The organism is Luteibacter sp. P4_E6 (genome assembly GCF_056401535.1).
This window is the reverse complement of record NZ_JBFUJE010000421.1, coordinates 1-3,459: the sequence shown is the minus strand read 5'-3', so window position 1 is coordinate 3,459 and position 3,459 is coordinate 1. Positions and strand designations below refer to the sequence as shown.

Annotated in this window: 4 protein-coding genes and 1 pseudogene; 4 read left to right on the top strand and 1 reads right to left on the bottom strand. The window is 65.1% G+C overall.

From position 1 onward, the window contains the following. Positions 1 to 324, top strand: a pseudogene (locus tag AC1DT2_RS18480) (YihA family ribosome biogenesis GTP-binding protein); the annotation flags it as partial. Between the two features lie 30 nt (positions 325 to 354). Here AC1DT2_RS18480 and AC1DT2_RS18475 read toward each other — a convergent pair. Continuing rightward, positions 355 to 843 (bottom strand): GAF domain-containing protein, encoded by a 489-nt coding sequence (locus AC1DT2_RS18475; RefSeq protein WP_213949282.1) that lies wholly within the window; start codon positions 841 to 843, stop codon positions 355 to 357. A gap of 75 nt (positions 844 to 918) precedes the next feature. Between AC1DT2_RS18475 and bioD the strand changes: the two genes are divergently transcribed. From bioD to AC1DT2_RS18460, 3 genes are all read left to right on the top strand, one after another. Further along, positions 919 to 1,590: a dethiobiotin synthase gene (bioD, locus tag AC1DT2_RS18470; protein WP_213949284.1), complete on the top strand. Its 672-nt coding sequence runs from the start codon at positions 919 to 921 to the stop codon at positions 1,588 to 1,590. A gap of 36 nt (positions 1,591 to 1,626) precedes the next feature. Then, positions 1,627 to 1,962, top strand: coding sequence for a hypothetical protein (locus tag AC1DT2_RS18465; RefSeq protein WP_477297934.1), 336 nt, complete (start codon positions 1,627 to 1,629; stop codon positions 1,960 to 1,962). Between the two features lie 91 nt (positions 1,963 to 2,053). Next, on the top strand, positions 2,054 to 3,459 hold a 1,406-nt coding region (locus tag AC1DT2_RS18460), incomplete at its 3' end, for a M3 family metallopeptidase (RefSeq protein WP_477297933.1).

Sequence of the window (3,459 nt, the reverse complement as noted above, 5' to 3'; positions counted from 1 at the left end):
ATCGATGCCTATCTGAAGATGCGCCGCAGCCTGCGTGGCATCGTGCTTATCGTGGATATCCGCCATGAGCTGAAGGAATTCGATGCCACGATGCTTCAGTTCTGCGCCGACACCCAGCTGCCCTGCCATGTGCTGCTGACCAAGGCCGACAAGATCTCGCGCAGCCAGGCCCAGAAAGCGCTGGATGCCATGCGCAAGCATTTCCGCGACACCAACGTGCCGGGTACGGCGCAGGTGTTTTCCTCGAGCGCCAAGACCGGCGTCGAAGAGGCCCGCGCACGTGTCATGGAGCTACTGGCAACACCGCGACCGCACGAGCTCTGACCCGCCCCTCATCGGCTTGAACGCCCTGGCTCAGGCCAGGGTCGCCATGAAGACACGGCAAAGCGCTTCCATGCCCTTGCGGTCTTCGTCGTCGAAGCGGGCGACGGACGGGCTGTCCACATCCCATACGCCGAGCAGGCTGCCGTCGGCCTTGACCAGCGGCACCACGATCTCCGAATTGGACGCTGCGTCGCAGGCGATGTGGCCGGCGAACTCGTGGACGTCCCGGATCAGCTGGGTTTCGCGCGTCTGCGCGGCGGTGCCGCAGACGCCGCGGCCGATCGCGATGCGGATGCACGCCGGCTTGCCCTGGAACGGACCGACCACCAGTTCCTTGCCGTCGAAAAGATAGAAGCCCGCCCAGTTGATGTCCGGCACGGCGTCGAACACCAGGGCCGAGAAGTTCGCCGCGTTGGCGATCATGTCCGGTTCGCCGGCGAGCAGGCCCCGGGCTTGCTGGACCAGCTCCGCGTACAGCGTGGCTTTGTCGTCGGTGGCGATGGCCTTGGCTTCGAACATGACGTTATCCGGTGAATTCGGTATCTGGGACCGTGTATGGTGCCACGTCCCCGCCCCCGCAAGGCTCCAGGCCTCATGTCACGACACTTCTTCGTGGCCGGTACCGACACCGGCATCGGCAAGACCCACGGCGCGCAGACCCTCGTCTACGCCTTTCGCGAGACAGGTGAACGCGTGGCCGGCATGAAGCCGATCGCCAGCGGATCCGCCCGGCACCCGGAGGGCCTGCGTAACCAGGACGCGCTCGACCTGCAGGCGGCGAGCTCACCGGCGCCGCCGTACGATCGGGTCAATCCCATCGCGCTCGAGGAGGCGGTCGCGCCGCACCTGGCCGCCGCGCGTGCGGGGCAACCGATCGTGTGGCCGCCGCTCGACGCGGGTTTCGAGGCGCTCGCCCGCGACTACGACCGGGTGATCGTCGAAGGAGTGGGTGGCTGGATGGTTCCGCTGGGTGAAGGCATGTCGACCGAAGACATCCCGCGCCGCTGGAACCTGCCTGTCATCCTCGTGGTCGGCATTCGCCTGGGCTGCATCAGTCACGCACGCCTCACCGCGAGGGCCATCGTGGCGGATGGCTGCCGGCTCGCGGGCTGGATCGCCAACGTCATCGAATCGGACATGCCGCTGCGCGAGGAGAACATCGCGACATTGCGCGATCTGCTGCCTGCGCCGTGCCTGGGCGTGCTTCCTCATCGCGTGGCACCGCGCGAAGCGGCGCTTTTGCTCGACCTCGATGCGCTCGGCTGACGGCAAATTCACGCGCCCCGGAATAACTAGATTCCCATGACGACCTATTTCCTCTCCGTAAAAGACATGAGCAAGGCCAAGGGCCCCGACCCCGAGCTTTCCTTCGAGGGCATCGGCCCGGAAAAACTGGCCACCGACATCGCCGATGCCATGCGCAGCGACAGCCTGTTCCAGCGCTGGCGCGCCAAGCAACCCGAGCCGGACGAGGTCGATCCGGGCCTCGGCGTCACGGACGGAAGCGCCTCGGCGAAGGGTGAGCTATCGAACGACCGTACGGACGTGCAGTTGACGACGAACCTGCCCATGCGCATCGTCAAGCATCGCCTGAACCTGCTGATCGGTTCGAGCTGGGAGCTGCGCGACACGCGCTAACCCTGACCAGGCCCCTGACCGATGGCCGTTGTCCTTGACGGCCTCGCGCCGCTAGAGTGGCCGCTTTGCCCACGTCAGGGATTCGTTGCCCATGCTGAAGGTCCGTAGCCTCGTGATCGCCACCTCGATCGCCCTTACCGCTGCTTGCTCCTCGTCGAATGACGCCGACAAGGCTGTCGCACCGGCGCCGGCAGGGTCCGCGCCTGCGTCGGCCGCGACCACGGCGGCGGTTGCCGCTACGCCGGCGGCGCACGTCAATCCGCTGTTGACCCAGAGCGAGCTGCCGTTCCAGGCACCGCCCTTCGACAAGATCGTGGATGCCGACTTCCAGCCGGCGATCGAAGAAGGCATGAAGCAGCAGCTGGCCGAGGTCGAGGCCATCGCGAATTCGGCAGACGCACCGAGCTTCGACAACACCATCGTCGCCCTGGAAAAGTCGGGCGTCCTGCTCAAGCGCGCCCAGAACGTGTTCAGCGCACTCACGGGTGCCAACACGAACGACACCCTCCAGAAGGTCGACGAAGACGAGTCGCCGAAGCTCGCCGCTCATAGCGACGCGATTTATCTCAATGACAAGCTCTTCAAGCGGGTCGAGGCCCTGTACGAGAAGCGGGCGTCACTGAAGCTCGACCCGGAATCCGGCCGCCTGCTTCAGGTGACCTACGACGATTTCGTGCACGCCGGAGCCAAGCTGTCCGAGGCCGACAAGACCAAGCTGAAGGACCTCAACAAGGAAGAGTCCACCCTCAGCACCAAGTTCACCAACGTGTTGCTCGCCGCGACCAAGGCCGGTGCGCTGGTGGTCGACGACAAGAAGGCGCTCGACGGCATGTCGGACGCGGATATCGAAGCCGCGACGGCCGCTGCGAAGGACCGCAAGCTCGACGGCAAATATGTTGTGACGCTGCAGAACACCACGCAGCAGCCGGCCCTGCAGGGCATGAACGACCGCGACACGCGCGAGAAGCTGTTCAAGGCATCGTGGGAGCGCGCCGAGCACGGCGACGCCAACGACACGCGCGAGATCATTACCCGTATCGCCCAGGTCCGCGCCGACCGCGCGAAGCTGCTCGGCTTCCCGAACTACGCCGCCTGGAAACTCGACGACCAGATGGCGAAGACGCCGGCGGCTGCCGAGAAGTTCATGGAGCGTCTCGTGCCGGCCGCCGTCGCCCGCGCCACCGCGGAGTCCAGGGACATCCAGCAGGTGATCGACCAGGACAAGGGCGGTTTCCAGGTCCAGGCATGGGACTGGGATCATTATGCGGAGAAGGTCCGCAAGGCGAAGTACGACCTTGACGAAGCGCAGATCAAGCCGTACTTCGAGCTGGACAACGTGCTGCAGAACGGTGTGTTCTACGCGGCCAACCAGCTCTACGGGCTGACCTTCAAGGAGCGCAAGGACATCCCGGTGTATCAGCCGGATGTGCGCGTATTCGAAGTGTTCGACAAGGACGGCACCTCCATGGCGCTGTTCTATTGCGACTACTTCAAGCG